This window comes from Pseudonocardia broussonetiae, assembly GCF_013155125.1.
Lineage (GTDB): Bacteria > Actinomycetota > Actinomycetes > Mycobacteriales > Pseudonocardiaceae > Pseudonocardia > Pseudonocardia broussonetiae.
In genome coordinates this window covers 6,102,042-6,128,574 of record NZ_CP053564.1, presented here as the reverse complement: position 1 = coordinate 6,128,574, position 26,533 = coordinate 6,102,042, and the positions used below count along the sequence as shown (strand labels likewise).

At 74.7% G+C, this 26,533-nt stretch carries 27 protein-coding genes and 1 other RNA gene; 15 read left to right on the top strand and 13 right to left on the bottom strand.

Annotation, left to right across the window (positions count from 1 at the left end; all coding sequences use genetic code 11):
* Window position 1 precedes the first annotated feature (1 nt).
* Window positions 2-976: an aldo/keto reductase gene (locus HOP40_RS29745; protein WP_172165149.1), complete on the top strand. Its 975-nt coding sequence runs from the start codon at window positions 2-4 to the stop codon at window positions 974-976.
* 4 nt (window positions 977-980) lie between these two features.
* Here the strand turns inward: HOP40_RS29745 and HOP40_RS29740 are convergent, their stop codons facing one another.
* The 3 genes from HOP40_RS29740 to HOP40_RS29730 are packed head-to-tail and all read right to left on the bottom strand — an operon-like array spanning window position 981 to window position 3,212.
* Window positions 981-1,385, bottom strand: a complete 405-nt coding sequence (locus tag HOP40_RS29740; RefSeq protein WP_172165146.1) for a hypothetical protein — start codon at window positions 1,383-1,385, stop codon at window positions 981-983.
* Between the two features lie 58 nt (window positions 1,386-1,443).
* Window positions 1,444-2,118, bottom strand: a complete 675-nt coding sequence (locus HOP40_RS29735) for a response regulator (RefSeq protein WP_172165142.1) — start codon at window positions 2,116-2,118, stop codon at window positions 1,444-1,446.
* Window positions 2,115-3,212 carry a sensor histidine kinase gene (locus HOP40_RS29730; RefSeq protein WP_172165139.1) on the bottom strand — a complete coding sequence of 366 codons (1,098 nt, stop codon included), beginning with the start codon at window positions 3,210-3,212 and terminating at the stop codon, window positions 2,115-2,117. The genes HOP40_RS29735 and HOP40_RS29730 overlap by 4 nt, the downstream gene beginning before the upstream one ends.
* Before the next feature lie 114 nt (window positions 3,213-3,326).
* On the opposite strand from HOP40_RS29730, the gene HOP40_RS29725 reads away from it, so the two are divergent.
* The 4 genes from HOP40_RS29725 to HOP40_RS29710 are packed head-to-tail and all read left to right on the top strand — an operon-like array spanning window position 3,327 to window position 8,328.
* Window positions 3,327-4,706: an FAD-binding oxidoreductase gene (locus HOP40_RS29725; protein WP_172165136.1), complete on the top strand. Its 1,380-nt coding sequence runs from the start codon at window positions 3,327-3,329 to the stop codon at window positions 4,704-4,706.
* The gene (locus HOP40_RS29720) at window positions 4,706-5,932 is read left to right on the top strand and encodes an SAM-dependent methyltransferase (RefSeq protein WP_172169476.1); all 1,227 of its coding nucleotides are present in this window, start codon (window positions 4,706-4,708) and stop codon (window positions 5,930-5,932) included. Before HOP40_RS29725 ends, HOP40_RS29720 begins: the two co-directional genes overlap by 1 nt.
* Before the next feature lie 24 nt (window positions 5,933-5,956).
* Window positions 5,957-7,357, top strand: a complete 1,401-nt coding sequence (locus HOP40_RS29715; RefSeq protein WP_172165133.1) for a WS/DGAT/MGAT family O-acyltransferase — start codon at window positions 5,957-5,959, stop codon at window positions 7,355-7,357.
* A 50-nt stretch (window positions 7,358-7,407) separates the two neighbouring features.
* Complete coding sequence (locus HOP40_RS29710; RefSeq protein ID WP_172165130.1) at window positions 7,408-8,328, top strand: GNAT family N-acetyltransferase; 921 nt, start codon at window positions 7,408-7,410, stop codon at window positions 8,326-8,328.
* 35 nt (window positions 8,329-8,363) lie between these two features.
* On the opposite strand, the gene HOP40_RS29705 is transcribed toward HOP40_RS29710, so the two are convergent.
* Window positions 8,364-8,822, bottom strand: coding sequence for a low molecular weight protein-tyrosine-phosphatase (locus HOP40_RS29705; RefSeq protein WP_172165127.1), 459 nt, complete (start codon window positions 8,820-8,822; stop codon window positions 8,364-8,366).
* Between the two features lie 23 nt (window positions 8,823-8,845).
* Here HOP40_RS29705 and cobC point away from each other — a divergent pair, with 23 nt between their 5' ends.
* The 6 genes from cobC to HOP40_RS29675 all read left to right on the top strand — a co-directional run bounded on the left by cobC (window position 8,846) and on the right by HOP40_RS29675 (window position 14,400).
* A complete protein-coding gene (gene cobC, locus HOP40_RS29700; protein WP_172165124.1) occupies window positions 8,846-9,982 on the top strand; it encodes an Rv2231c family histidinol phosphate aminotransferase CobC in 1,137 nt (378 codons plus the stop codon).
* Entirely contained in the window at window positions 9,979-11,121 is a 1,143-nt protein-coding gene (locus HOP40_RS29695; protein WP_172165121.1) for a Nif3-like dinuclear metal center hexameric protein, read from the top strand. The genes cobC and HOP40_RS29695 overlap by 4 nt, the downstream gene beginning before the upstream one ends.
* Window positions 11,118-11,855 (top strand): zinc ribbon domain-containing protein, encoded by a 738-nt coding sequence (locus HOP40_RS36185; RefSeq protein ID WP_240157355.1) that lies wholly within the window; start codon window positions 11,118-11,120, stop codon window positions 11,853-11,855. The genes HOP40_RS29695 and HOP40_RS36185 overlap by 4 nt, the downstream gene beginning before the upstream one ends.
* Entirely contained in the window at window positions 11,852-12,514 is a 663-nt protein-coding gene (locus HOP40_RS29685) for a histidine phosphatase family protein (protein ID WP_338053041.1), read from the top strand. The genes HOP40_RS36185 and HOP40_RS29685 overlap by 4 nt, the downstream gene beginning before the upstream one ends.
* An 89-nt stretch (window positions 12,515-12,603) precedes the next feature.
* Window positions 12,604-13,134 carry a beta-class carbonic anhydrase gene (locus HOP40_RS29680; protein ID WP_172165098.1) on the top strand — a complete coding sequence of 177 codons (531 nt, stop codon included), beginning with the start codon at window positions 12,604-12,606 and terminating at the stop codon, window positions 13,132-13,134.
* A 21-nt stretch (window positions 13,135-13,155) separates the two neighbouring features.
* Window positions 13,156-14,400: an SLC13 family permease gene (locus HOP40_RS29675; RefSeq protein ID WP_205346968.1), complete on the top strand. Its 1,245-nt coding sequence runs from the start codon at window positions 13,156-13,158 to the stop codon at window positions 14,398-14,400.
* Window position 14,401: 1 nt separating this feature from the next.
* On the opposite strand, the gene HOP40_RS29670 is transcribed toward HOP40_RS29675, so the two are convergent.
* A complete protein-coding gene (locus HOP40_RS29670; RefSeq protein ID WP_172165095.1) occupies window positions 14,402-15,166 on the bottom strand; it encodes a sulfite exporter TauE/SafE family protein in 765 nt (254 codons plus the stop codon).
* A gap of 54 nt (window positions 15,167-15,220) precedes the next feature.
* On the opposite strand from HOP40_RS29670, the gene HOP40_RS29665 reads away from it, so the two are divergent.
* Both HOP40_RS29665 and HOP40_RS29660 read left to right on the top strand, forming a co-directional pair.
* Window positions 15,221-15,895, top strand: coding sequence for an HAD family hydrolase (locus tag HOP40_RS29665; protein WP_172165092.1), 675 nt, complete (start codon window positions 15,221-15,223; stop codon window positions 15,893-15,895).
* A complete protein-coding gene (locus HOP40_RS29660) occupies window positions 15,895-16,053 on the top strand; it encodes a hypothetical protein (protein WP_172165089.1) in 159 nt (52 codons plus the stop codon). Before HOP40_RS29665 ends, HOP40_RS29660 begins: the two co-directional genes overlap by 1 nt.
* A 4-nt stretch (window positions 16,054-16,057) precedes the next feature.
* On the opposite strand, the gene HOP40_RS29655 is transcribed toward HOP40_RS29660, so the two are convergent.
* The 3 genes from HOP40_RS29655 to HOP40_RS29645 all read right to left on the bottom strand — a co-directional run bounded on the left by HOP40_RS29655 (window position 16,058) and on the right by HOP40_RS29645 (window position 19,295).
* Entirely contained in the window at window positions 16,058-16,672 is a 615-nt protein-coding gene (locus HOP40_RS29655) for a class F sortase (protein ID WP_172165086.1), read from the bottom strand.
* Window positions 16,669-17,496 carry a DUF4397 domain-containing protein gene (locus HOP40_RS29650; RefSeq protein ID WP_172165083.1) on the bottom strand — a complete coding sequence of 276 codons (828 nt, stop codon included), beginning with the start codon at window positions 17,494-17,496 and terminating at the stop codon, window positions 16,669-16,671. The genes HOP40_RS29655 and HOP40_RS29650 overlap by 4 nt, the downstream gene beginning before the upstream one ends.
* A gap of 62 nt (window positions 17,497-17,558) precedes the next feature.
* A complete protein-coding gene (locus HOP40_RS29645; RefSeq protein WP_172165080.1) occupies window positions 17,559-19,295 on the bottom strand; it encodes a hypothetical protein in 1,737 nt (578 codons plus the stop codon).
* A gap of 126 nt (window positions 19,296-19,421) precedes the next feature.
* Between HOP40_RS29645 and rnpB the strand changes: the two genes are divergently transcribed.
* An RNA gene (rnpB, locus tag HOP40_RS29640) (RNase P RNA component class A) lies at window positions 19,422-19,825 on the top strand.
* 375 nt (window positions 19,826-20,200) lie between these two features.
* Here rnpB and HOP40_RS29635 read toward each other — a convergent pair.
* From HOP40_RS29635 to HOP40_RS29625, 3 genes are all read right to left on the bottom strand, one after another.
* Window positions 20,201-21,349 (bottom strand): IS481 family transposase, encoded by a 1,149-nt coding sequence (locus HOP40_RS29635; RefSeq protein ID WP_172165077.1) that lies wholly within the window; start codon window positions 21,347-21,349, stop codon window positions 20,201-20,203.
* Window positions 21,350-22,204: 855 nt separating this feature from the next.
* Window positions 22,205-22,606, bottom strand: coding sequence for a type II toxin-antitoxin system VapC family toxin (locus HOP40_RS29630; protein WP_172165074.1), 402 nt, complete (start codon window positions 22,604-22,606; stop codon window positions 22,205-22,207).
* Window positions 22,603-22,803, bottom strand: a complete 201-nt coding sequence (locus HOP40_RS29625) for a hypothetical protein (protein WP_172165071.1) — start codon at window positions 22,801-22,803, stop codon at window positions 22,603-22,605. Before HOP40_RS29625 ends, HOP40_RS29630 begins: the two co-directional genes overlap by 4 nt.
* Window positions 22,804-22,835: 32 nt before the next feature.
* Here HOP40_RS29625 and HOP40_RS29620 point away from each other — a divergent pair, with 32 nt between their 5' ends.
* Complete coding sequence (locus tag HOP40_RS29620; protein WP_172165068.1) at window positions 22,836-22,976, top strand: hypothetical protein; 141 nt, start codon at window positions 22,836-22,838, stop codon at window positions 22,974-22,976.
* Between the two features lie 44 nt (window positions 22,977-23,020).
* On the opposite strand, the gene HOP40_RS29615 is transcribed toward HOP40_RS29620, so the two are convergent.
* Complete coding sequence (locus HOP40_RS29615) at window positions 23,021-25,534, bottom strand: HAD-IC family P-type ATPase (RefSeq protein ID WP_172165065.1); 2,514 nt, start codon at window positions 25,532-25,534, stop codon at window positions 23,021-23,023.
* Window positions 25,535-25,673: 139 nt separating this feature from the next.
* A complete protein-coding gene (locus HOP40_RS29610) occupies window positions 25,674-26,522 on the bottom strand; it encodes a mycofactocin-coupled SDR family oxidoreductase (RefSeq protein WP_172165062.1) in 849 nt (282 codons plus the stop codon).
* Window positions 26,523-26,533 lie beyond the last annotated feature (11 nt).

Here is a 26,533-nt window from a genome sequence, read left to right as displayed (position 1 = left end):
CATGCGTCATCTCGACATCGCGACCGCCAAGCCGTACTCCGTCATCGGCCTGGGCACGTGGCAGTTCGGGTCCCGCGAGTGGGGCTACGGCACCGACTACGCCGAGGGGGAGGCCGGGCGGATCGTGAAGCGCGCCCGCGAGCTCGGGATCACGGTGTTCGACACCGCCGAGGTGTACGGGTTCGGCCGCAGCGAGCGGATCCTCGGCGAGGCGCTGCGCGACTCCGGCGGCACCAACGACGTCGTGGTGGCCTCGAAGGTCTTCCCGGTGATGCCGACGGCCGCGATCGTGCAGCAGCGCGGCGTCGCGAGCGCGCAGCGCCTGGGCGTCCGCCAGATCGACCTCTACCAGGTGCACCAGCCCAACCCGGTCGTCGGCGACTCCACGACGATGCGCGGCATGCGGGCGCTGCGCGACGTCGGCGTCATCGACGAGGTGGGCGTCTCGAACTACCCGCTCCAGCGCTGGCAGCGGGCCGAGGGCGCGCTGGGCGGGGCGCGGGTGCTGTCCAACCAGGTGCAGTTCAGCCTGGTCTCGCGCGGGCCGATGGCCGAGATGCTGCCGTGGGCCCAGCGCACCGGGCACGTCGTCATGGCCTGGAGCCCGCTGGCGCAGGGTCTGCTCTCGGGGCGCTACAACGCCGACCACCGGCCGAGCGGGGGAGTGCGGGCCACCAACGCGATGTTCCTGCCCGAGAACATGAGGGCCGCGTCGCCGCTGCTCGACCTGCTGCGCGACGTCGCCTCGGTCCACGACGCCACGCCCGCCCAGGTCGCGCTGGCCTGGCTGGTGCACTTCCCGAACGTCGTGGCGATCCCGGGGGCGTCGAGCGTCGCCCAGGTGGAGCGCAACGCCGCCGCCGCCGACATCGTGCTGAGCGACTCCGAGCACGGGGCGCTCACCGCGGCGGCCGAGGCGTTCCACCCGACCACCGGGCTCTCGGCGCTCCCGGGCCTGGTGCGCGCCCGGCGTTGAGGGGTCAGGTGTAGTCGCAGCGCCGCCACAGCATCGCGACGGCCATCAGCGGCAGCATCAGCAGGTGCCCGGCCGTCATCAGGGTGCCGCCGGACACCGCGCCCAGCCAGAACGGGACCAGCAGCACCACGAAGGGCAGGTACATCGCCGCGGACATCTCGGCGATCCCGGCCCAGCCGTGGCCCCGGACGCGCATCCAGGCGCCCATGCCGACGGCCATGTCCGTGGCCATGACGAGCGCGGCGACGTCGGCGCGGTCGGTCAGGCCGGGCGCGGCCAGGTCCCACAGGGGACCCAGCACGAGCATCCCGGCCACCATCGCGACGACCATCTCGAGGTAGTGGAGGCCGAAGCGCAGGGCGCTGCGGCGGGTGGTGGTCCTGGTGGTCCTGTTCTGCACATCGGTCATGGCGCCGATCGTGGCGGCGCCGGGGCCCGCGCACCCGTGCCGGAGGTCACGATCGGGGTCACTCCCGCGGTAGCCCGAGCAGGTCCAGCTCGCGGGCGCGCAGGGCGGCCTGGGTGCGGTCGCGGGCCCCGAGCTTGGCCAGCACGTTCGTGACGTGGTTCTTGACGGTGCCCGCGGCGAGGAACAGCGCGGCGGCGATCTCGCGGTTGCTGCGCCCGGTGGCCAGCAGCCGCAGCACCTCGAGCTCGCGCTCGGTCAGGGGCACCACCAGCGGCTGCGGCCGGGGCGCGGGCGCGGTGTCCGCGAGCTGCGCGAACCGGGCGACGACCTTCGCCGCGACCGAGGGCTGCAGCACCGACTCCCCGCGCGCCGCCGCCAGCAGCGCCTCCACGAGCCGGTCGGACGCGACGTCCTTGAGCAGGTAGCCCACGGCCCCCGCCCGCAGGGCCGCGAACACGTCCTCGTCGTCGTCGAAGGTGGTCAGGGCCAGCACCCGGACGGCGGGCTGCTCCGCGCGCAGCCGCCGCGTCGCCGCGATGCCGTCGAGCACGGGCATGTGCAGGTCCATGAGGACGACGTCCGGGCTCAGCGCGGCCGAGCGGCGCAGCGCCTCGTCGCCGTCGCCCGCCTCGCCGACGACCTCGATCTCCTCGCGCACGTCGAGCAGCGTGCCCAGCGCCTCGCGGAACAGCGCCTGGTCGTCGACGAGCAGGACGCGCACCGGGGCGCTCACGCCGGCACCTGCAGCCGAAGCGTCGTGCCGCCGCCGGGTGCGGTCTCCGCGTCGAGCCGGCCGCCGAGCCGCTCCGCCCGCTCGCGCAGGCCGGTCAGCCCGAACCCGCCGGACGCCGGGGCGTCCGGGATCCCGCTGCCGTCGTCGCTGACCTCCAGCCGCACCGTCCCCGGCGCGTCGTAGTCGAGGACGAGCCGTGCGCGGGTGGCGCCGGCGTGCTTGCGGACGTTGGTGAGGCCCTCCTGGGCGGTGCGGAACAGCGAGTCGCGCACGTCGTCGGGCAGCGGGCGCGCGGCGCCGGTGACGTGCAGCGCGGTCGGCACGCCCGCGGCGGAGGTCTGCTCGGCGAGCGCCTCCAGCGCCGTCGCCAGCGGCGGCGCGGTGCGGGGCCCGCGCAGCGCCGCGACCGAGCGGCGCACCTCGGCCAGCGCCTCGGTCGCCTGCGCCTGCGCCTTGGCCAGCACCCCGTCGGCGCGGTCCGGATCGGACCGGAGCACCGCGCGGGCCGCCTGCACCTGCATCTGGACGACGGTGAGGTGGTGCCCGAGGCCGTCGTGGATGTCGCGCGCGAGCCGGTTGCGCTCCTCGATCGTGGCCAGCTCCTCGGCCTGCTCGGCGTGGGCGCGCAGCCGCGCGTGCGCGACGTCCAGCTCCTCCCTGGCGCGCTGCTCGCGCAGCAGGAGCAGGGTGACGACGGCGGTGAACCCGGCCGCGGCCAGCACCCCCAGACCCTCGCGCAGCCCGTCGGCCCAGCTCATGCCGACGTGGGTCAGCGGCGCCACCGCCACCACGACGACGGCGGCCGGCGGGGGGAGCATCCGGACGGTCTGCGCGACGAGGAGGCAGAACAGCAGCGTCGCCCCCACGCCGGGCCCGGCCAGGGAGGAGACGGCGAACGCCAGTCCGAGTTGGACGGCCACGTAGGACACCGCGACGGCGCGGCCACGCCCCTCCAACCACCTCAGCGCGACGAGCACGAGCGCCGCGCACACCACCGCGACCAGGTACCCGGGCAGCGGATCGGGCCGGTCGGTGGCCTCGGCGAGCACCGTGACGAGCGCGACGACGGTCAGCACGGCCAGGGCCCGTTCCACCGCGCCACTGTGCTGCGTGCGCGGCGGCGCGGTCAACGCGCGGCCGCGATGTGACGAAGCAGCCCTCGTCAACAGGGTGGGCAGCCCGCCGCGCGAGTACTAGCGTCCCGCTACATGAGCGCCGGGCTGCAGCTGTCCACCCCGCCGACCGTCCCCCGCGCCGAGCACGACGCCGCCATCGCCGAGCTGGTGCGCCAGTACCGGGCCGTGCCGGCGGGGGAGCGGGTGCGGCTGGGCAAGCGGACGTCCAACCTGTTCCGGTTCGGCGCCGGGGCCGCCGACGACCGCCGCCTCGACACGTCCGCGTTCACCGGGGTCATCGAGGTCGACACGGCCGCCCGCACCGCGCAGGTGCAGGGCATGACCACCTACGAGCACCTCGTCGACGTCACGCTGGCGCACGGGCTGATGCCGCTGGTGGTGCCGCAGCTCAAGACGATCACCCTGGGCGGGGCGGTCACCGGGCTCGGGATCGAGTCGACGTCGTTCCGCCACGGCCTGCCGCACGAGTCGGTGCGCGAGATGGACGTGCTGCTGCCCGGCGGCGAGCTCGTCACCGCGCGTCCCGAGGGCGAGCACGCCGACCTGTTCCACGGGTTCGCCAACTCCTACGCCACGCTGGGCTACGCGCTGCGCCTGGAGATCGACCTGCAGCCCGTGGCGCCCTACGTCCGCCTCGAGCACCGCCGCGTCGCCACCGGGAAGCTCGCCGAGGAGATCCGTGAGGCGTGCGCCGGGCCGGCCGACTTCGTCGACGGCGTCGTGTTCACCCGCGACGAGCAGTACCTCAGCCTGGGGTTCTTCACCGACGACCCCGGCCCCGGCGTCAGCGACTACACGGGTCAGCAGGTATTCTACAAGTCGGTGCGCGAGCGCACCGAGGACCACCTGACCGTCCACGACTACCTGTGGCGCTGGGACACCGACTGGTTCTGGTGCTCGGCGGCGCTGGGCGCGCAGCACCCGCTGGTGCGCCGCGTCTGGCCGGGCCGCTACCGGCGCTCGGACGTCTACCGCCGGATCGTCGCGCTCGACCGCCGCACGCGGTTCTCCAGCCGGATCCGCCGCCTGCTGCGGCAGCCGCAGGAGGAGCCGGTGATCCAGGACGTCGAGATCCCGGTCGACCGGCTGCCCGAGTTCCTCGACGCGTTCCAGCGCGACGTCGGCATCGAGCCCGTGTGGCTCTGCCCGCTGCGGCTGCGCGGTGAGACGACCTGGCCGCTCTACCCGATGGAGGCCGGTGAACTCTACGTGAACGTGGGTTTCTGGTCGACTGTCCCGGAGGTGCCGGGGGACCCCGAGGGACACAACAGGCGCGTGGAGCAGCTGGTCGCCGAGCTGGGCGGGCACAAGTCGCTGTACTCCACGGTGCACTACGACGAGCCCGAGTTCTGGGAGCACTACAACGGACAGGCCTACCGGTCGCTGAAGGGCCGCTACGACCCCGACGGCAGGCTGCCCGATCTCTACAGCAAGGTCACGGGGAGGGCATGATGCAGGTCGCAGAGATCATCTCGAGTGTCATCGGGCCGGACGTGCCGGTGCGCATCATCGGTTACGACGGCAGCAAGGCGGGCCCGGACAGCGCCGAGGCCGCCATGCGGATCACCTCTCCGAGAGCCATGGCCAGACTCGTCACCGCTCCGGGCACGCTGGGCCTGGCGCGGGGCTACGTCACGGGCGAGATCGAGGTCGAGGGGGAGCTCTACGGCGTCCTGGCGGCGATGCCGGACGTGATCCTGCACGACATCCCGCGCGCCCAGCGCCTGAAGCTGGCCCGCCAGCTCCTGCCGGTGTGGGCGCGCCACCGCCAGCCGCCGCCGGAGTTCGAGTACCGCCCGCCGGGCCGCCTGCACTCCAAGGCGCGCGACAGCAAGGCGATCTCGCACCACTACGACGTCTCCAACACCTTCTACGAGTGGGTGCTCGGCCCGTCGATGGCCTACACCTGCGCGGTGTACCCGACGGCGACGGCGACGCTCGAGGAGGCGCAGGCCGAGAAGTTCGAGCTCGTCGCGCAGAAGCTGGCGCTGGGGCCGGGGCAGCGCCTGCTGGACGTCGGCTGCGGCTGGGGCGGCATGGTCATGCACGCCGCCGCCGAGCACGGCGTGAAGGCGCTGGGGGTGACGCTCTCGGCCAACCAGGCCGCGTGGGCGCAGGCCGAGATCACCCGCCGAGGCCTCGACGGGCTCGCCGAGGTGCGCCACGTCGACTACCGCGACGCGCCGGAGTCGGAGTTCGACGCCGTCAGCTCGATCGGGCTCACCGAGCACATCGGACGCGCGCAGCTGCCCGCGTACTTCGCCTCGCTGCACGCCCGGCTCAAGCCCGGGGGCCGGCTGCTCAACCACTGCATCACCGAGTCGCGCACGCCGCCCCGGAAGCTCGACCCGTTCATCGGCCGCTACATCTTCCCCGACGGCGAGCTGCACACCGTCGGGCACGTGATCGGGACGATGAACGACGCCGGGTTCGAGATCCGTCACGAGGAGAACTTCCGCGAGCACTACGCGCGGACCCTCGCGGCCTGGGGCGCCAACCTCGAGGAGCACTGGGACGAGGCGGTCGCGGAGGTCGGCCTGGGCAAGGCGAAGGTCTGGCGGCTCTACATGGCCGCGTGCCGGCTCGGGTTCGAGCGCGACAACATCCAGCTCCACCAGGTGCTGGGCGAGCGCGCGCACGGCGACGGCCGTTCCGGGTTCCCGCTGCGGGGGTGGTGACCACGGGGCTGGTAGACCTTCCCCGTGCCTGACCGCCTCTCGCCGCTCGACGCGTCGTTCCTGTTCGCCGAGCACGAGAACGCGGGGATGCACGTCGGGGGCGTCATGACGTTCGAGCCGAGCGAGGGCTTCGACGTCGACGCCCTCGTCGCGCTCATCGGGCAGCGCCTCGGGCTGGTGCCGCGCTACCGGCAGAAGGTGCGCGAGGTGCCGGCCCGACTCGGGCTGCCCGTGTGGGTCGACGACCCGGAGTTCGACCTCGCCTACCACGTCCGGCGCTCCGCGCTCGCCGCCCCGGGCACCGAGGAGGTCCTGCACGAGCTGGTCGGCCGGCTGCTCTCGCGCCGGCTCGACCGCTCGCGCCCGCTGTGGGAGATCTACCTGGTCGAGGGCCTGGCCGACGGGCGGCTGGCGGTGGTCACCAAGACCCACCACGCGATGGTCGACGGGCTGGCGTCGGTCGACATCGGCTCCGTCCTGCTCGACCTCACGCCCGAGCCGCGCGACACCCCCGAGGACGACTGGACGCCCGCGCGGGAGCCGTGGGGCCTGGAGCTGGCGGCGTCGGCGGTGCTGGACACGCTGCGCCGCCCCCAGCTCGCCCTCGACGTCACCGGCCGCATCCTCGGCGACATCGGCCACGCGGCGTCGGCGATCGGGCGCACCGCGCAGGCCGCGCTCGACACCGGCCGCAGCGCGGCGGGCACCCGTCCGGTCCACCCGCTCACCGCCGTCACGGGTTCGCAGCGCCGCTACGGCACCGCGCGCACCCCGCTCGCCGACCACCGCGCGGTCCGCAAGGCGCACGGCGGCACCGTCAACGACGTGGTGCTGGCCGTCGTCGCCGGGGGCCTGCGGCGCTGGATGATCACCCGCGGCGAGCCGCTGACGCACGACACCACGGTGCGCGCGCTCGTGCCGGTGTCGGTGCGGGCCCGGTCCGGGGCGTCGGGGTCGGGGTCGGGGGCGGGCAACAGCATCTCCGCGTACTTCGTCGACCTCCCGGTGGCCGAGGACGACCCGGTCGCCCGGCTCACCGCCGTGCGCGGCGCGATGGAGGCCCACAAGCGCGGGGGCCGGGCCGTCGGCGCGGCGCGGCTGATCGGGCTGGTCGGCCTCGCGCCACCGGTCGTGCACAGCATCGCCGCCCGCCTCACCAGCCAGTACTCGAGCCGGCTCTACAACGTGCTGATCACCAACGTGCCGGGCCCGCCGCGGCCGCTCTACGCCCTGGGCGCCCGGATGCGGGACATGTTCCCGGTGGTGCCGCTGGCCGGCGGCCAGGCCGTGGCCATCGGCGTCACGTCCTACGACGGCGGGATGCACTACGGCCTCACCGCCGACCGCGACGCGATGCCCGACGTCGCCGTCCTCGCCGGCGCGCTGCGCGACTCGCTCGCCGAGCTGGTGGCCACGACCACCTGAACCACCGTGCGCTCTGCCGTTCGGAGCAGCAGGTGCGGCACACTGCGCGAATGGACCTCGACGTTCGCGCGCTGGACGCCGCCGACCTCGGCGTCGCCGACGAGATCGTCCGCGACGCGTTCGGCACCTTCCTCGGCACGGACACCTTCGGCGACACCGATCTCCTGCGGACCCGGTTCCGCGCCGCCCACACCACGGTCCTCGGGGCGTACGCGGGCAGCGACCTCGTCGGGTCCACCGTCGTGACCCGCTGGGGCGACGTCGGCTGGCTCGGGCCGCTGTCGGTCACCCCGAAGCTGTGGGACGCCGGGGTCGGGTCACGGCTGCTGACCGCCACGCTCGACGTGTTCCGCGACTGGGGCGTCAGCCACCAGGGCCTGTTCACCTTCGCGCACAGCCCGCGCCACCACGGGCTCTACCAGAAGTTCGGCTTCTGGCCCCGCTTCCTCACCGCGATCATGTCGCGGCCGGTGGCGCCGTTCGAGTCGCCGTCGGGGTTCCTGGGGTCGGCCTGGACCGACCGCGCCGCGCTGCGGGCCGCGTGCGCCGCCGTCACCGGGGCCGTGCACCCCGGGCTCGACGTGGGTGGGGAGGTCGACGCCGTGCTCGACCAGTCGCTCGGCGACGTCGTGCTGGTGGGGGAGCCGGAGGCGCCGGCGGGGTTCGCCGTCGGCCACACCGGGGCGGGCACCGAGGCCGGTACCGGCGTCGCGTTCGTCAAGTTCGCGGCCGTCGCGCCCGGCCCGCACGCCCGCGGCACGTTCGAGCGGCTGCTCCTGGCCTGCGGCGGCTGGGCCGCGGCGGCCGGGGCGCAGCGGCTCGTCGTCGGCGTCAGCACGGCCCGCCACGACGCCTACCGGCACCTGCTCGGCGCCGGCTTCCGCACCGACACCCCCGGCGTCACGATGCACCGCCCGAACACCGCGGGCTACGACCACCCCGACGTGCTGGTGCTCGACGACTGGCGGTGAAGCGTGACGTGCCCGCTCACGACGGGCTCCCGCGGCTACCGGTGCTCGCGCACCCAGTCCAGCAGGCCCGGCACCGCGGCGCGGACCATCTCCAGCACGCGCTCGAACCCGTCCTCGTCGCCCCAGTAGGGGTCGGGGACCTCGGCGTCGGCGGGGGAGGCCGGGTCGAACGAGCGCAGCAGCCGCACCCGGGAGGGATCGGCGACCATCGCGCGCAGCGCGTGCAGGTGCGAGCGGTCCAGCGCGACGACGAGGTCGGCGGCCAGCTGCTCCTCGTCGATCAGGCGGGCGCTGTGCTCGTCGGGGTAGCCCTGCGCGCGCAGCAGCGCGGCCGAGCGCTCGTCGGCCGGGGAGCCGATGTGCCAGCCCCCGGTGCCGGCGCTGGTGACCGTCACGCCGTCGGCGAGACCGGCCCGCTCCAGCTCCTGGGCGACGACCTTCTCGGCGATGGGCGAGCGGCAGATGTTGCCGGTACAGACGAAAACCACGTGCACCCCTCCACCGTAGGGTGCGGGGCATGGATCTTCCCCAGGCGCTGCGCCACCACGGCGACGTCGACGCCGAGCCGGGGCTGCTGGACTTCGCCGTCAACGTGCAGGGCTCCGGCCCGCCGCGGTGGCTGCGCGACCGCATCGCCGGGGTGCTCGACGACCTCGGCCGGTACCCGAGCGCCGCCCACGACCGCGCCGCGCGGGAGGCCGTCGCGGCCCGGCACGGCCGCCGCCCCGACGAGGTGCTGGTGCTCGCGGGCAGCGCCGAGGGGTTCGCGCTGCTCCCCGCCCTGCGCCCGCGCCTGGCCGCCGTCGTGCACCCCGGGTTCACCGAGCCCGAGGCCGCCCTGCGCGACGCCGGCGTGCCCGTCGAGCAGGTCCTGACCGACGCCGCCGACGGCCACCGCCTGCACCCCGCCGCGGTTCCCGCGGCCGCCGACCTCGTCGTCGTCGGCAACCCGACGAACCCCACCGGCGTCCTGCACCCCGCCGACGACGTGCGCGCGCTGGCCGCGCCGGGGCGGGTCGTGCTGGTCGACGAGGCCTTCGCCGACGCCGTGCCCGGGGAGCCGGAGACGCTCGCGGGGGAGCCGGGGCCGCTGGTGTTCCGCAGCCTCACCAAGACCTGGGCGCTGGCCGGGCTGCGCGCGGGCTACGCGCTCGGGCACCCCGACCTGCTGGCCCGCCTCGCCCGCTCGCGCCCGCCGTGGCCGGTGTCCACGCCGGCGCTGGAGGCCGTGATCGCCTGCTGCGAGCCGGTGGCCGTCGCACAGGCGCGGGAGGCCGCGGTCGAGCTGGCCCGGCTGCGGGCCGAGCAGGCCGCCGCCCTGGCCGCGGTCCCGGGCGTCACGGTCCTGCCCGGCCGTGCGCCCTACCTGCTGCTCCGGCTGCCCGACGGCCGCGGGGAGCGGGTGCGGGCCGACCTGCGGGAGGCGGGCATCGCGGTGCGCCGCGGCGACACGTTCCCGGGGCTGGGTCCCGACCACGTGCGGGTGGCGGTGCGGCCGGCGGGGGCGGTGGAGCGGTTGGTGGAGGCACTGGGGGCGGCGCTGGGGGAGTCCGGCGCCGGGCCGCGCACCGAGTCCCCGCCGAGTTGCAGGAAAGCCACGTTCACGCAACCTCGCGGCGTGAACGTGGCTTTCCTGCAAGGGGGGCGGGCATGACCACCACCGTCCGCGACCTCATCACCGCGCTCGAGACCGCCTACCCGCCCCGCCTCGCCGCCGACTGGGACGCCGTCGGCCTCGTCTGCGGCGACCCCGACGAGCCGGTCGACACCGTGCTCGTGGCCGTCGACCCGGTGCCCGAGACCGTCGCCGAGGCCGCCGAGATCGGCGCGCAGCTCCTCGTGACCCACCATCCCCTGCTGCTCAGGGGCGTGCACGGGGTCGGCGCCGACACCCCCAAGGGCCGGCTGGTGCACCGGCTCGTGCGCGGAGGGACCGCCCTGTTCACCGCGCACACCAACGCCGACTCCGCCGACCCCGGGGTCTCCGACGCCCTCGCCGCCGCGCTCGGCGTCACCGTCGAGGGACCACTGGTCGGGGCGCCGCTCCCGCCGCTGGACAAGATCGTCACCTTCATCCCGGTGGGTCCGGCGATCACCGCGGTGCACGAGGCCCTCTCCGCCGAGGGCGCGGGCAACATCGGCGACTACAGCCACTGCTCGTTCGCCTCCGCGGGCACCGGCCAGTTCAAGCCGCTCGACGGGGCGAACCCCGCGATCGGCACGGTCGGGCGCCTGGAGCGCGTCGCGGAGACGCGGCTGGAGATGGTGCTGCCGCGGGAGAAGCGCCGGGCCGTCGTCGCCGCGCTGCGGGCGTCGCACCCGTACGAGGAGCCCGCGTTCGACCTGCTGGAGCTGGCCGAGCTGCCCTCCGCCCTGGGCCTGGGACGGGTCGGCGCGCTCGCCGAGCCCGAGTCGCTGCGCGCCTTCACCGCCCGCGTCGCCGCCGCCCTGCCGTCGACGGCGTGGGGGGTGCGGGCCGCGGGCGATCCCGACCGGACCGTCGAGCGCGTCGCCGTCTGCGGCGGTGCGGGCGACTCGGCGCTGGGGGCCGCGGTCGCGGCCGGCGTCGACGTCTACGTCACCGCCGACCTGCGCCACCACCCGGCGTCCGAGCACGGCCTGCTGCCCGGCTCGCCCGCGCTCGTCGACGTCGCCCACTGGGCGTCGGAGTGGCCGTGGTGCGCGCAGGCGGCCGACGTCGTCCGCGGGGCCACGGACGGTAACGTCGACGTCCGCGTCTCGCGGCGGCGCACCGATCCGTGGACCGTCGCGGTCGCAGGAGGAGAGACATGAGAGCCGAACCGGCCGTCCAGCGTCGGTTGCTCGACCTCGCGGGGGTCGACACCGAGCTGACGCGCCTGAACCACCGCCGCACCTCGCTGCCCGAGCACGCGCAGCTGACGGCGGCCGAGGCGGCGGTGCGCGCCGCCCGGGACGCCGTGGTGGAGGCGGAGACGAACGCGGGCGACCTCGACCGCGACATCCGCCGCATCGAGCGCGACGTCGACGGCGTCCGCACCCGGACCGCGCGCGACAACCAGCTCCTCGCCGGGTCCGGCATCGGCGCGAAGCAGGCCACCGAGCTGCAGCACGAGCTGGAGACCCTGGCCCGCCGGCAGTCGGTGCTGGAGGACGAGCAGCTCGAGATCATGGAGCGGCGCGAGGCGCTGGAGGGCCACCTCGGGCACGCGCGCGCCACGCTGGAGGCGGCCGAGAAGGAGATCGCGGCCATCGTCGAGCGCCGCGACGAGGCGCTGCTCGACATCGACACCGCCGAGGCGGGACGCCGCCGCGCGCGCGAGGAGGTCGTCGCCACGCTGCCCGAGGAGCTGCTCGCGGCCTACGAGCGCCGCCGCGCCCAGCAGGGCACCGGGGCCGCGCTGCTGCTGGCCCGCCGCTGCCAGGCCTGCCGGCTCGACCTCGACCGCACCGCGATCTCCGCGCTCAGGGCCGCGCCCCCGGACGAGGTCGTGCACTGCGAGGAGTGCGGCGTGATCCTGGTGCGCACGCCGGAGTCGGGGCTGTGACGGCCCCGGCGTCCACGTCCTGGACCGGCCAGACCGGCGAGCCGACGCGCCTGCTGCTGCTGCGCCACGGCCAGACCGAGCTGTCGGTCGGGCGCCGCTACTCCGGCCACGGCGACCCCGAGCTCACCGCGCTGGGCCACGCCCAGGCGGCGGGCGCGGCGGTCCGACTCGCCCGGATCGGCGCGGAGATCACCGCGATCGTCAGCTCCCCGCTGCGCCGCGCGCGCCAGACCGCGGCCACCGTCGCCGAGGCGACGAACGCGCCGCTGGAGGTCCGCGAGGGGCTCATCGAGACCGACTTCGGCTCCTGGGAGGGGCTGACGTTCGGCGAGGCCAAGCAGCGCGACCCCGAGCTGCACGCGCTGTGGCTGGGCAGCCAGGACGTCGCCCCGCCCGGCGGGGAGAGCTTCGCGCAGGTGTCGGAGCGGATCGCGACCGAGCGCGACGCGATCCTCGCCGCGTACGGGGGCGGCACGGTCGTCGTCGTCAGCCACGTGACGCCGATCAAGATGCTGCTGCGCGACGCGCTGGGCGCCGGCCCGGAGATCCTCTACCGGATGCACCTCGACCTCGCGAGCCTGTCCGAGGTGGCCTACTACCCCGACGGCGGCACCAGCGTGCGGCTGGTCAACGACACGAGCCACCACCCGGCCGGCTGATCACCGGGTGGTCCCGAGCACGCTCGGAGGACCGCGGCGCCCTCGTCGCCTATGGTCGGCCTGTCACCGGGACGAGAGGGGTACGGGCGATGGCCATCGAGGATCTGCTGGCACGCTACGAGGCGGGCGGCGGTCGTCTCGCCGCGAGCAACGCCGAGGGGCTCCCCGTACCGCCCGCGCTGCACACGGCGCTGCTGACCTGCATGGACTCCCGCATCGACGTGTTCGCGCTGTTCGGCATGAAGCTGGGTGAGGTGCACGTGCTGCGCAACGCGGGCGGCGTCGTCACCGACGACGTGATCCGCTCGCTGACGATCAGCCAGCGCAAGCTGCACACCCGCGACGTCCTGCTCGTGCAGCACGCCGGCTGCGGCCTCACGACGTTCACCGAGGACGACTTCACCGAGGAGCTCGCCGAGGAGACCGGGATGCGTCCGCCGTGGCGCACGCACGCGTTCCGCGACCCGGTGGTCAGCGTCCGCCGCGACATGGCGCTGCTGCGGCGCGACCCGTTCCTGCTGCCGGGCACGAAGATCCGCGGGTTCGTGCTGGACCTGGAGGACTTCCACCTTCTGGAGGTCCACGAGGACGGCGGGAGCCGGGACGACGCCGTCGCCTGAGCACTCCTCGCTGCGACACGCGTGATCGACGGGGCGCTCGCCCTCGTCCTGCTCGTGGTGGTGCTGGCGTTCGCGCTGGCGTCACCGCGGGGCCTGCCCGAGGCGGTGGTCGCCGTCCCGGCCGCGGGTCTCGCGCTGCTGCTCGGGCTGGTGTCGCCGGCCGCGGCCGTCGAGGAGGTCGTCGAGCTCGGCCCGACCGTCGCCTTCCTGGCCGCGATCCTGCTGCTGGGCCACCTCGCCGGGGTCGAGGGCGTGTTCGCCTGGCTCGGCGCGCGGATGGCCGCGGCCGGGCGGGGGAGCGCACCGCGGCTGCTCGGGCTGACGTTCGCCGCCGCCTCGGTGACGACCGCGGTCCTGAGCCTCGACGCCACCGTCGTCCTGCTGACGCCGGTGGTGCTCGCGACGGCCCGGCTGCTCGCGGTGCGCGCCCGCCCGCACGTCTACGCGTGCACGCACCTCGCCAACTCGGCGTCGCTGGTGCTGCCGGTGTCGAACCTGACCAACCTTCTGGCGTTCGCGGCGTCCGGGCTGACGTTCCTGTCCTTCGCCGCGCTCATGGTGGCGCCCTGGCTGGTCGTGATCGCCGTCGAGTACGCGGCGCTGCGCTGGTGGTTCGGCACCGACCTGGCGGCACCGCCGGCCGCCGCGGCGCCCGCCCCCGACGTCGCCGCGCCCCGGTTCGCGCTCGCCGTGCTGGCCGCGACGCTGGCCGGGTTCGGTCTGTCGTCGCTGTCGGGGATCGAGCCGGTGTGGGTCGCCGCGGCCGGCGCGCTCGTGCTGGGGGCGCGCGCCCTGCTCGCCCGCCGGGCCCGTCCGGTGGCGCTGCTGCGCGCGGCCGACCCGCTGTTCTGCCTGTTCGTGCTCGCGCTCGGCGTCGTCGTCGAGGCGGTCACGGCCAACGGGCTCGGCGCGGCGCTGGCCGCCGTCGTCCCGTCCTCGTCCTCGCTCCCGGGGCTGCTGGGTCTGGCCGCGCTGGCCGCGCTGCTGGCGAACGTCGTCAACAACATCCCGGCGACGCTCGTGCTGCTCTCCGTGCTGGGCGACGCCCCCGCGCCCGGCCTGGTGCTGGCCGTGCTGATCGGGGTCAACATCGGCCCGAACCTCACCTACGTCGGCTCGCTGGCCACCCTGCTGTGGCGGCGCGTGCTCGTGGGCACGGAGGCGGCGCCGACGGTGCGGGAGTTCACCGGCCTCGGCCTGCTGACGGTGCCGGTGGGGCTGGTGGCGGCCGTGGTCGCGCTGTGGGCGGGGCTGCAGCTGCTCTGACTCACGTCAGGAGCAGCGCGATCCCGACGCCGAGGCCGAGCAGGACGACGGCCCAGCGCAGCACGCTCTCCGGCAGGCGCTGCGCCACGCGGGCGCCCAGGAAGCCGCCGACCAGCGTGGTGGGGGCGAGCAGCGCGACCGCGAGCCAGTCGACGGGCGCGCCGAACGCGAAGACCGCGACCGTCACCGTGGCGATCACCAGCGACAGCAGGCCCTTGAGCGCGTTGACGCGGCGCAGGTGGTCGCCGACGCACAGCGAGAGCGTCGCGATGAGGATGACGCCCAGCGCGCCGCCGAAGTAGCCGCCGTAGATCGCGGCGAGGAAGACGGCGGCGAGCAGGCCGGCGTTGCGGTCGGGCGCGCCGGCGTCGGGCGTCCCGATGCGGCGCTTGATCCACGGGCCCAGCGCCATCACCGCGCTGGCCAGCAGCACCAGCACCGGCACGACCGCGTCGAACACCGACCCGGGCAGCACGAGCAGCAGCACGCACCCGATGCCCGCCCCGACGGCCGCCACGGCCGAGGTCAGCGCGATCCGCCTGCCCTGCCCGCGCAGGTCCTTGCGCGCGCCCGCGACGATGCCGAGGTAGCCCGGCCACTGCGCCACCGAGTTGGTGACGTTCGCGGCCAGCGGCGGGAACCCGACGGCCAGCAGCGCGGGGAACACCAGCAGCGACCCGCCGCCCGCGACGGCGTTGACCGCGCCCGCCAGCAGCCCGGCCACGAGCAGGAACACCAGCGCAGCCGGCGACGACACGTCGATCACGCCCGTGACCGTATTCCGCGGCGGGACGGCCCGCTCAGCGGCTACCGTCGGGGCGTGCCGAGCACCCTCATCTTCGACGCCGACGACACGCTCTGGGAGAACAACGTCCTGTTCGAGCGCGTGGTGGAGGACTTCTTCGCCTGGCTCGCCCACCCCGACGAGGCCCACGCCCGCCTGGTGCGCGAGGAGATCGAGACCGCCAACATCGCGCTGCACGGCTACGGCAGCGCGGTGTTCCTGCGGTCGCTGCACGAGTGCGTCACGCACGTGCGCGGGCGCGACGTCTCCGAGGCCGAGCGCGTCGAGATCGCCGGGCTCGCCGCCGCGCTGCTGCAGCAGCAGGAGCTGGAGCTGCTGCCCGGCGTCGAGGAGGTCCTGACCGAGCTGGGCACGCGCCACGACCTGCGGCTGATGACGAAGGGCGACCGCACCGAGCAGCTGGCGAAGGTCGAGCGCTCCGGGCTGGCCCACCACTTCACCACGGCGCACGTCGTCGCGCGCAAGGACGTGGCGACCTACGCGGCGCTGGTCACGGAGCTCTCGCTCGACCCGTCGGTGACGTGGATGATCGGCAACTCCCCGCGCTCGGACATCCTGCCCGCCCGCGCCGCCGGGCTGAACGCCGTGTTCGTGCCCCACCCGCACACCTGGGCGCACGAGGAGGCCGACGTCGACGACCCGGCCGTGCTCACCGTCGCCTCCCTGCGCGACCTGACGGCGCACTTCTGATGGCCGACGCCGCTGCCGACGACGCTGCCGCCGATGACCCCGGCGACCCGGTCTGCTGGCTGCACCGGCTGTGCCCCGAGTGCGGGGCGATGCCGTCCGAGGGCGACGAGGGCGAGCGCTGCTGGCGGTGCGGCACCCCGTACGAGCCCGCTCCGTGACGGGTCAGTCGATCGACCACTCCGTCGCGGTGTCGGCGACCGCGTCCACCACGACGTTGTCGCGGTAGTGCCCGGTGGCGCGGTCGAACGTGCCACTGCAGGTCACGAGGCGCAGCTCGGGGACGGGCGTCGGCGCGTAGACCTGCGCGGTCGGGAACTCGGCCTTCGGGGTGTCGGTCCGGGCGGTCACGGTGAACGCGACGACGGTTCCGTCGGCCCGCTGCACCTCCACGCGGTCGCCCACCCGCAGCTCGCCCAGGCGGAAGAAGACGCCCGGACCGGCGCGGGAGTCGACGTGGCCCGCCACCAGGGCCGGACCGGCGTCGCCCGGGGCCGGGCCGGCGGCGAACCACCCGGCCACGTCGGTGGTCGCCGGGGCGGCGAGGGCGCCGGCGTCGTCGAGGCCGAGGTCGACGAAGCCGGTGTCCACGCCGATCGACGGGATGCGCAGCCGTTCGGGCGCCACCCGCTTCCCGTCTGGCGGTGCCTGCTCCGCGGCCGGCGGTGCCTGTTCGACGACGCCGGCCGGGGCGGCCGCGACGGCGGGCGGCGGCGCAGCGGGCGACCCGCACGCCGCGAGCGCGAGCAGCAGGGCCAGGGCGGCCAGGGCCGCTCTCACCGCCGGTGCGCGCGGCGGCGCACCCCGAGGCCCACGGTCGTGCAGACCAGGAGCCCGGCGGCGACGGCGGACAGCGCGGCGTCCGGAACGTCGGGCTCCGCGGTGCCGCCGAGGCCGGTGTCGATACCGCCCTCCGGGGCGACGTCCGGGCCCAGCGCGTCGGTCCGGAGCTCTCCGGCCAGGCCGCCGTCGCGCTCGACCACGACGACGCTGTACACGCCGCCCGCCGCCAGCTCCACGCCGATCCGGGCGGGGTCGCCGGCGGTCGGCACGACGGTGAACTCGCCGGTCCCGGCGGGCACCGTGACGTAGGAGGTGGCGGTGCCGAAGGCGACGTCGAGCACGGGAGCGCCGTTCCAGTCCACGCGCACCTGGTCGGCCGCCGCGGCGCCCTGCACCACGCGCACCCGCGCCTGCCCGGGCGGGGGCGGCGTGAGGTCGTCGACGAGGACGTTCACGGCGATCTCCGCGCGGTCGCCGAGCCCGGCCGCGGTGTACGCGCCGCCGGCCTCGGCGTCCAGCGTGCCGGTGACGATCGGCGGCGCGTCCGGCTCGCCCGCGGGGCGCATCTGCACCGTGTAGGTGCCCGGCTCGATCTGCTTGTAGGACGACACGTCGCCGTAGGCCACGCCCTGCAGCTCGGACGTAGCGCCGGTGAACGAGGTGACGACGACGTCCACCGGCGGGGTGTCGGGGGAGAGGTGGGCGAGCCGGAGGTAGGTGCCGCCGGCCGCGGAGGCCGACGGGGCCACGAGGGCCGAGAGCGCGGCGACCAGCAGGGCGACGAGCACCACCGCCGGCATCCGGTGGGGGCGAGCGGTCATGGGCGGGGCTCCGTCGTGGTCGGGGTGCGTGATGTCGGGGGTGCGTGATCGGGGTTCGGGGTTCACCGGGCGAAAACCGTCGCCGGCGCCGGGAGGGGCCAGGTCAGGGTCACGGTGCCGTCGGCACCCGCGGCGATCAGCGGGGCGTACGGGGGCTGCTGGGCGCGCAGCCAGCCGAGGGTGTCCGGGTCGGTCCCGGCGAGGACGACCTGGTGGCGCGCCGTCGCCGGGTCCTCGCCCGCGACGACGGGCAGCGCGGTGACGGTGACGTCGCCGCGCCCGGCGAGGCCGCCCAGCACCGCGAGGGCGCGGCGGTCCACGCCGCCGGAGGTGAGCAGCGCGCGGACGTCGTCGGGGGCGTCGAGGCGGGGGTTGCGGTCGAGCTGGGTGCCCGCCCGGCTGCGGGCGGGGTCCTCGGCGGTCCCGGGAGCGGTCGGCACCACCGTCAGCCGCCGGGGCCCCGTGCCGAAGACGGCCAGTCGGTCCGCGCGGTCGTCGGGCCCCTCGACGACGGCGAGCGCGGGCGCCGGCCCGAACCGCCCGACCGGGACGCCGTCGCGGAGGAGGTCGGACCGCAGCCCCGCCGGGACGGTCAGCGCGGTCGCGGGGTCGGTGGTGGCGGTGATCCACGCGGCGAGGTCGCGGTGCGGTGAGGGCGCGGGCGGGTCCGACCACGCCGTCGTGGCCACCAGGGCAGCGGCGCCGACCCAGGCCGCGCCGGCGACGGCGACCGCCGCGGGTGCCGCCCGGGGCAGCGCGTCGACGACCACCGCCCCGGTCACGAGCACGCCCGCGACGAGCAGGGCGACGGCGGTGTCGCCGGGCACCGCGGCCACCAGGAGGGCGACGCCCGCGAGCGCGACGGCGGCCGGCCGGCTCTCGCGCCGCAGCGCCCCGCCGACCGCGACGGCCAGGGCGACGAGCAGCAGCACGACCCGCCCGGACCCGTCGACCGCACTCGTCGCCGCCACCGGGGGACCGAGCACGAGCAGCACCCCGCCCAGGACGGCCAGCGCGGCCGCCGCGCCCAGCGCCGCGGCCGGCACGGTGCGGGCGCCGGACGCCACGATCACCAGGACGACGGCGACGAGCAGCAGGGGAGCGGTCAGCACGCCCGCCAGCACGGCGAGGACCCCGAGCGCCCGCGGCACCGCCGCCCGCCGCAGCAGCAGGGCCGCACCCACCGCGAGCCACATCGCGCCGAGCTGCCCCGGACCGAAGGTCGCCAGTGCCTCGACGGCCGGCTCGCAGAGCACGAACAGCGCCAGGAGCACGGCGAGCGCCCCCGGCCGGGCCAGGGACCGGGCGACGAGCGCGACCCCCACGAGCAGCACGACGAACGCAAGCACCGCGAGCTCCCGCGCCCCGCCGAGGACGTCGGGGTGGCGGTCGAACGCGCCGGTCAGCGCGGCGTGGGAGGTGAGCTGCAGGCGGGCGAGCAGCTCACCCGGACCGTCCGCCACGGCCTCCATTCCCGGCAGCCGCAGCGCCGCGAACGCCCCGTCGACGAGGCGAGCCTCGCCGGGCGCCGATGGGAGCTGCCACGAGGCGACCGCCACGCGCACGACGGCGAGCAGGCCCAGAACGACGGCGAGCAGGGCACCGAGCGGGGGGCGGCGCGGCGGGGCGTCGTCGGGTCGCTCGTCGGGCAGGTCGTCGCCGGGTCGCTCGTCGGGCAGGTCGTCGCCGGACCGCGGGACGTCGCCGGACCGCGGGACGGGGACGAGGGCGTTGTCGGCGGTGAGGTCTGCGCCGGGCCGGAAGAGGGCTCCGGCGTCGGGCCCGTCACGGGACGTCACCGGTGCGGCTTCTGCATCACACGTACGGGTGGCCAGGCCGGGCGCCCGTCAAACCTCCGGTCACGTTGCGTGAGCGGACCCGCCCGCTCCGTCCCCACCCCCGCGTCCCTACACTGGGCGTGCGGACGAGCTGGCCGGGCGGCCGCGTCGACGATCTCCGGATCGTCGCCGAGGAAAGTCCGGACTCCGCAGGGCAGGGTGGTTGTCAACGGCAACCCGGGGCGACCCGCGGGACAGTGCCACAGAGAACAGACCGCCTCCGGGGAGACCCGGCGGTAAGGGTGAAACGGTGGTGTAAGAGACCACCAGCACCCCGGGTGACCGGGGTGGCTCGGTAAACCCCACCCGGAGCAAGACCAAGAGGGCCCCGCTCCGGCGGGACCTGCGCAGGCGTTCGAGGGCGGCCCGTCCGAGTCTGCGGGTAGGTCGCACGAGCCCGTCGGTGACGGCGGGCCTAGATGGATGGTCGCCGCCCGCCGCCCCGCGAGGGGTGGAGGGCACAGGATCCGGCTTACAGGCCAGCTCGTCCCACTCACGCCTCTGAGCAGCACGAACATGAGTAGTCGGACCGATCGAGAGTGAGCCCCGACGGTCGCCGGGAGGGCCGTGAGGTCGCATTCCTGACGATCACGACGCGAACCGGCGGCGGTGATCGCCGGGACCGCGCCACCACGGTCGTCCGGCCGACGCTCACGGCACACTTCCAACGATCACCGATCCACCAGCCGCCGCGTCAACGGCGGACCGGGCGGGGGGCGCGCTCCGACCGGGCGGCCCACCGGGACCCGGACGCCCGCGGCATGATCGTCGGAAGTGCGCCGCCAGGGTCGCCGGGAGGACCGTGAGGTGTTCTGACCGAGGTGATGTCGGACGTTAGGTGCCGGGGACATGTCGGACACGGGGTTTCAGCGGGTGGGTGTGGGCAGTGCACTGCCCACGAGGAAGGTGTCTAGCAGGCTGCTGCCGTAGAAGGCGTGCAGCCGGCCGTGTTCGCGTAGGACTCCGATGGTGACCCCACCCCATTTCTCGCCGACGCTCAACGAGGTCCCGGCGTAGGTGAACGCCCCGCAGGGGCGGGTCTTGCGGCGCAGACAGCCCGGTGGGGTGTGGTCGGCGGGTTCGAGATCGACCGCGGGCAGCTCGATCCCCAGGCCGGGTCGGTAGACCTCGGCGGGAGTGGCTCCGTGCAGGGCCTGGTGGGGGCGTTCGGTGTTGTAGTGGCGGCGGAACATCCTGAACAGCTCGCCGGCCTGGGCCAGGGTGGCCGGGACGGGGTGGCGGGCCAACCACACCCGTTGGGTGTGGTGCAGGCGCTCGACCTTCCCGCAGGTCTGGGGGTGGTAAGGGCGGGAATGGGTCAGGCAGATCCCGGCGGCTTTGACCCGGCGTTCGAAGCTGACCTCGTCGCCGTGCAGGCGCCCGGTGAAACAGCGACCGTTGTCGGTGAGGATCCATTCCGGGACTCCGTAGAGGGCGACCGCGGTGCAGACCGTGGACCAGGTCAGGTGCCCGGTCAGGCCCGGTCCGACGGTGATGGCCGGGCAAAACCGGGAGTGGTCGTCGATCACCTCCACCGTCCAGTAGGGGCTGCGGTCGGCGAGGTGGTGCATCGCGCCGTCGATCTGCCACAGCTGGTTGCTCGCCGAGCGTTCGAACCGGTGGCCCGGCCCGGCGGGGCGGGCCCGTCGCGGGCGGGGAGTGAGGATCCCGCGTCGGGCCAGCGCCTGCTGGACCGTGGACGAGGCCGGCACGACCAGCCCTTCCCGGCGCAGCGCGTCGCGGATCTTCACCGGCCCCCAGCCGTGGGCCTTGCGCAACGCCACGATCCGGTCCTCGAGCGCAGCGTCGAGCTGGGCCGGGGAACTGCCCGGGCGCCGCGAACGCGGCGCCAACCCGGCCAACCCATCGGTGTCATAGCGCTGTTTCCAGGCGTAGAAGGTGTCCGGGCTGATCCCGTGCCGGCGACACACCTCCCGGACCGTGCGCCCGGACCAGCCCGGTTCTAACAGGACCGCTAAACGTTGCTCCACGACGTCCATCACCTTCAGCGGCATGCCGGTCAGCATCCGCGCTCAGGTGTCCGACAAGTCCCCGGTACATCACGTCCGACAAGTCACCGGTCAGAACACGCCAGGGTCGCCGGGAGGACCGTGAGGTCACACTCCCGCCGATCACGACCTGAACGGCGCCGGTGATCGGCGAGAGTGCGCCCCCACGGTCGCCGGGAGGACCGTGAGGTCGCACTCCTGACGATCACGACGTGAACCGGCGGCGGTGGTCCCCGGGACCGCACCACCACGGTCGTCCAACCGACCGTGACGTCACACTCCCCACGATCGCCGATTGACCAGCCGCGGCGGGAACGGCTGACCGGGCGTGGGAGTCGCTCCCCGCCCACGCGGCCCCCTGGAACCGGGCGTCCCGGCATGATCATCGGAAGTGCGCACCCGAGGTCGCCGCTCCCGCCCCGATCGACGGCGGTGATCGTCGGAAGTGCGCCCCCACGGTCGTCGAGAGGGCCGTGACGTCACAGTCCCGCCGATCATGACCCGCTCGGCGCCGGTGATCGCGGAGAGTTCGCCCTCACGGTCGTCGAGAGGGTCGTGACGTCACACGTGGCAGGTGCAGAGCGAGATGTGTCAGAAGGGGACTCTTGTTGACATGGCCTGAAGTGACGCGAGCTCTGCTGGGCAGGGTTGGATCCACTCCGCTACTCGACCTCGTCGAACCAGCCGTCCTCGAGCTGGTGGGCGCGGAGGGCGTAGAGCGTGGTGGTGACCGCGGCCCGGTTGCCTGCAACGAGCAGGCGTGCGCTGGTGATCCGGCTCCGGTCGGTGCGGAACCGGACGGCGGGCAGGAGGTCGCCGGGGACGTGGTGGAGCGTGTGTGATCCCCTGCGGAACGAGGGATCACTCGCGGATGAGTTCGAGCCCTTCGTGCTGCTCGTAGTCCGAGAAGTCCTTGATGTTGAACGTGGCCAGCGGGAGGCCGCGGACGAGGCAGCAGGCGGCGATCCACGTGTCGTTGGCCGGTCTCGGTCGTCCGCGGAGCTGCGCGAAGGCCTGGAGCTCGCCCCAGCGGGTGGCGACACGTCGGTCGTAGGGGAGGATCACGAGCCCGGCCAGGAAGGTCTGCATCGTGGCCAGGCTGCGCGGGCCCCAGCGCCGGACGAGCGTCCACTTCGTCAGCTCGCCGAGGGTGACGAAGGTGATGGCCGGGAGCTGCCCGGCGAGCCGGGCGGACAGGCCGTCCGGGGTCCGACGACGCAGGACCGCGGAGGCGACGTCGGTGTCGAGGACGACGAGGCTCACGCGCTGTCGGCGCGCCGGGAGGCGTAGAGGTCGGCGAGGAACTCGTCGTACTCCTCGTCGGACTCGAACGGGTCGATATCGGCCGCCAGGTCGGTCACCGACGTCAGGGGTCGGACCCCCTGGCGTCGAACGAGCTCCTCGGTGGAGATGAAGTCATCGGCCGGCCACCCGTCTGGCTGCTGCGGTGTTGTCGTCATGGGTTGCCTCCGTTCCTGCCGCGTATCGTGTCATGCACTCCGGAGGTGGGGGGCGTCGTTCGTTCGATCCCGAGTACGGCATCCCGGCCGTGATCTGCGTCCGCGACGCCACACAGCTGATCGTCACCGACGAGGTGGAGCTCCCGGGCAGCAGTACCGGCGGTGCCGCGTAGTCGGGGGTCGTGCGGGCCGCCGGTGGTGGCCCCGCCGACGCCGTCTACTCCGCCGTGGCCGGCTCGTCGAGGCCGAGCACGCGATCGAGCAGCCGGACGCGGTAGGCGACGGTGAGCACCCCGAACCACAGCACGAGCGCGGGCAGGACGGCGACGAAGACGGGGGCGGCCGGACCGGTGAGCCCGAAGTAGTCCGACAGCGCCGGGGTGAACAGCACGCCGACGAACGCGGCCACGAGCACGGCCACGAGCACGGCGGGGCGCTTGTCGGGCACGGGGCGGATCCAGGCGGCGAAGAAGCGGGTGGGTGGGAGGAGGAACAGGATGAGGCCGAACGAGGCCAGGCTGACGAACGTGGACAGGCCGGTCTGGGCGCCGAGGGTGGCGGAGGCCTCGGCGAAGTCCGCGTCGGTGCCGAAGGTGAGGCCGGTGTAGCTCTCGAAGGACGCGATCACGTCGGCCGGGGTGCGCCCGGTCGTGAAGCCCTGGGTGATCTCCTGGTAGAGGAACGCGTAGACGGCGGTGCCGAACCCGGCGGTGATGATCGCGGCGGGGATGACGAACCGGCCGAGGTTGGCCAGCAGGTGCTCGTCGGGTGGGGTGTGCCGGGCCCAGAAGGTGAGGAACAGCGTGGGGACGCCGACGGTCAGCAGGGTCAGCCCGACCTGCGTGGGGGAGTAGGGGAACCCGAGCCCGAGCATCGTGACGGCGAGGATGACCACCCCCTGGGTGGCGACGCGGGTGAGGAAGACGTACATCGAGACCGCGATCCCGTTGATGATCTTCCGGCCCTCGCGCTGGGCGGGCAGGAGCGCGGCGAAGGAGTCGTCGACGAGGACGATGTCGGCGACGTCGCGGGTGACGGCGCTGCCGCTGCGCATGGCCACGCCCACGTGGGCGGCCTTGAGCGCGCGGGCGTCGTTGACGCCGTCGCCGATCATCGCGACGTAGCCGCCCTGGCGGCGCAGGGAGGCGACGATGCGTTCCTTGTGCTCGGGCGCGACGCGGCCGAACACCGTGGTGCGGGCGACGACCCGGTCGAGGGCGGGGTCGTCGAGGCCGTCGATGTCGGCTCCGGCGACGGGCTCGCGAGCGTCGAGCCCCGCCTGCGTGGCGAGCGCGGCGACGGTGCGCGGGTCGTCGCCGGAGAGCACCTTGAGCGCGACACCGTTCTCCTGGAAGCGGCTGATGGTCTCGACGACCTCGGCTCGCAGCTCGTCGGAGAGGGCGACGACCGACACCGGCTGGAGCGCCGGCAGCGCCGGGCGACCGCCGGTGCCGCGCAGGCCGGCGGTGGGATCGGTGGCCCGGGCCAGGACGAGGACGCGCAGCCCGAGGGAGGTGCGCGCGTCGACGTCCGCGGTGAGCGGGGGTCCGGCCAGGTGCGGGGCGAGGGCGTCCGGGGCGCCGAGGACCCACGTGCCCTCGTCGGTCACGAGCCCGGACCAGCGCAGCGAGGAGCTGAACGGGATCTCGTCGCGGACGACCCACGCCTCGCCCGGCAGCGCGGCGGCCAGGGCGGCCGTCGTCAGGTTCGGGGTGGTGACGCTGCGGGCGAACGCGCCGAGTGCGTCGTCGGTGGAGGCGGTGCCGGCGCCGACCGGCTCGACCTCTTCGAGCGTCAACCGGCCGGTGGTCAGGGTGCCGGTCTTGTCGGTGCACACGACGTCGACGTTGCTGACCGACTCGACCGCGTTGACCTGCTGCACCAGCGCCCCGAGCCCGGCGATCCGGGCGGCGCCCGCGGTGTAGGCGACGGCGATGAGGAAGAACAGCCCGTAGGGCACCAGGCCGGACAGCACCGCGGTGATCTGGACGACGCGCAGCAGGCTGAACCCCTCCAGCGCGGCCTGGGCGAGGATGGCGCCGCTCATCAACACGACCAGGGCCATGACGAGGCGGACGACGAACTCGATGCGCCGCTGCAGCGGTGTGGTGTCGGTGGTGTTCGCGCGCGCCTCGGTGGTCAGCCGGCCCGCGTAGCTGGCGGCGCCGACGTCGCGGGCGAGCTGGTGGCCGTCGCCGTCGACGCAGAGGCTGCCCGAGCGCAGGTCGTCGCCGGGTTCCTTGGCGACGGGGTCGGACTCGCCGGTGAGCAGCGACTCGTCCGCCTCCACCCGGCCACCGTCGAGCAGCGGCCCGTCGACGACGATCTGGTCGCCCGGCCGGACCCGGACGACGTCGCCGCGCACGACCGTCTCCGGGGCGACCTCGATCTCCCGGCCGTCGCGGACGACGACGACCGGCGTGCGGTCGAGCAGCTGCAGCCGGTCGAGCTTGCGCTTGGCCCGGATCTCCTGGCTGGCGCTGATCAGGGCGTTGACCAGGCCGAGCCCGACGCTGATCAGCGCGTCGTCGTAGCGGCCCAGTGCCAGCAGCGTGGCGCCCAGGGCGAACAGGATCGAGTTGTAGAAGGAGAACACGTTGGTGCGCAGGATCGTGGCGTAGGTGCGCGAGGTGCCGCCGACCGCCGTGTTGGCCTCGCCCTGCCGTCGTCGGAGGTCGGCCTCGGCCCCGGTCAGGCCCCTGACGGGCGCCGGTGCCTCCTCGACGGTCATCCTCCGGTCCTGATCATCATGGGTCCGGCGAGCATCCGGGGTGGAGCCGATGACGGGGGCACCCCGCCATCGTGGACCACGGCGGCCGCCACCCAGGAGAGCCCCCGGCGTCGTGCAACACCCTGGAGCGGTCCCGTGACTACGCCACCCCGACGGCGTGCGGGATCCGGTAGGGGAGTGAGCTGCCGGCGTCGACCGGGATCGTCGCCCCGGTGATGTAGCGGGCGGCGTCGGAGGACAGGAACGCGACCACGTTCGTGACGTCGACCGACTCCACGTACGGGACGGGCAGGGCGTTGAGGGTCTGCAGGGCCGCGTCCGCCCCCGCCTTGTCCGCGACGCCGAGCAGGGCCTTCATCGCGTCGTTCTGGATCATCGGCGTGTCGACCGCGGTCGGGTGCACCGAGTTGGCGCGGATGCCGTGCGGGGCGAGCTCGGTGGCGAGGCTGCGCATCAGCCCGGTCACCCCGTGCTTCGAGGCGGTGTAGTGCCCGAGGTTGGGGAAGGCGGCGAGGCCGGCGGCCGAGCTGATCAGCGTGATCGACGAGCCCGGTCCCTGGCTCATCAGCGTGGGCAGCACGGTGCGGACGGTGTTGAACGCCCCGGTGAGGTTGACGTCGACGACCTCGTTCCACTGCTCGGGCGTCATCTCCCAGATCGGCGTGAAGCTCTCGACCCCGGCGTTGACGACCACGATGTCGATGCGGCCGAGGTCCGCCACGGCCTCGGCGACGACGGCCTCCATCCGCGCGTAGTCGCGGGTGTCGGCCCGGAACGCCGCGATGCGCCGGCCCCGGTCCAGCACCTCCTTGACCGTGACGCCGAGGTCGTCCTCGGTGGCCAGCGGGTACGGCACCGTCGGCAGGTCGGCGCAGATGTCGATCGCGATGATGTCGGCGCCCTCGTCGGCCAGGCGCAGGGCGTGCGCCCGGCCCTGCCCGCGCGCCGCGCCGGTGATGAGGGCGACTCGCCCGTCGAACTGACCCATGGTGGGTGCTC